This is a genomic window from Vibrio sp. JPW-9-11-11 (genome assembly GCF_013369335.1).
Lineage (GTDB): Bacteria > Pseudomonadota > Gammaproteobacteria > Enterobacterales > Vibrionaceae > Vibrio.
Map to the genome: position 1 here is coordinate 1 of NZ_SZQJ01000028.1, position 1,353 is coordinate 1,353.

Here is a 1,353-nt window from a genome sequence, read left to right on the forward strand (position 1 = left end):
CTTGTCTAAGGTAATCTTCGTTTCTTCAACTTGGCTTATGCGTGTGAATTCGCATAACAAACAATTCAAGCAGACCCTCAACGCTCTGCGATTTTGGTTTGCGTCGGGTTTGGTGTTGCCGAGCAATGCGGAAAGTTAGCCAGTGCGTTTCGGGCTACTTAATTGGGCGTTATGTTCTAGAGGGATTATGGGACTAAAAAGGATTAATCACTACGTCGAAGTTCTACCCAAAATGTTTGTCGGTTGGCGGATGGGTGAAGACCTCGAAACGTTATCTGAGCTGCCTAATGGTGTCTTGTGTATTAACTTGCTTGATGGAACAGTTTCACATTCGATTGTTGGTGAGCTAGAACTGTATATTTCCAATGAGCTATCAGCTTGGTTTAGAAGCGAAGCTATAAAGGAAAATATCGACTTATCAACGTTATTGAAAGCTTCTTTAACAGTTGAAGTGGATACGGATAAAGTAAAAACCATTAAAAAATGTGTAGTGTTGTTTCATTTTGACTGCATAGCTCATGTAGCAACAGTGAATAAGGTCTATGAAAGTAGGCTCTCGGGAGTAACTAGGTGGCACACGAGGCTACGAACATAACAAACAATTTAAGAGGGATTCCCAACGCTTGGCATTTTTGCTTCTACTTCAATTTTAGTGGTTACGGTACAATGCTTTAGGTTGGGTGGTAGCGTTGCTCACCCCTTAATTGGGCGTTAGCTTACTGGAGCTATGACAAAATATCTTTAAATAAGTAAGCTACCTAGGCAGTAGCTCACTTTGGCATCACAAGTTATTTACTCGATGACTTGCTAGGTTTTAGCCCTGGAGTGTTACCAGGAGTCTTTTTGTTGTCACGTCTGCGTTGGTCAGGCTTCCCTGTTGATTTTGCGATTGGTTTTGGACCTGGTTTAAGAGCCATAGTTGTATTCCTTAAAAGTATAAGAGCAAATCTCTCGCAAATAATATATTCGTATTTATGCATACGGACAGTGACGGGTGTTCTATTCCCATTTAAAATTTGTGGATATGTCGTTGGCTTAAAACGCTGTGTTGGCAAGTTTAGTAGATACAGATGGTTAGTAACTTAGTATCAAGTTTGAAGTGCGACACTTTTTACAGATGCGCATGAATATACTCCGTTGGTGTTCTATACCCAAGCCTTTTGCGTGGGCGCGTATTTAATTTGTGTGCAATTTCATTGCAGAGCTTCTGTGTCACGTGTGACATAGAAGTGCGTTTTGGTAAGTATTGTCGTATCAAGCCATTGGTGTTTTCATTAGTGCCTCGCTCCCATGAATGGTATGGATTTGCAAAGTAAAACAGGCAGTTATGATGTTTTTCTAATTGTGCATAAC

The 1,353-nt window shown here is 40.7% G+C and carries 2 protein-coding genes; one reads left to right on the forward strand and one right to left on the reverse strand.

The features are described 5' to 3' along the window. The first annotated feature begins 250 nt into the window (after nt 1–250). Nucleotides 251–595 (forward strand): hypothetical protein, encoded by a 345-nt coding sequence (locus tag FCU94_RS15815; RefSeq protein ID WP_255199288.1) that lies wholly within the window; start codon nt 251–253, stop codon nt 593–595. A 516-nt stretch (nt 596–1,111) separates the two neighbouring features. On the opposite strand, the gene FCU94_RS15820 is transcribed toward FCU94_RS15815, so the two are convergent. Beyond that, on the reverse strand, nt 1,112–1,353 hold a 242-nt coding region (locus tag FCU94_RS15820), incomplete at its 5' end, for an IS30 family transposase (RefSeq protein ID WP_176289401.1).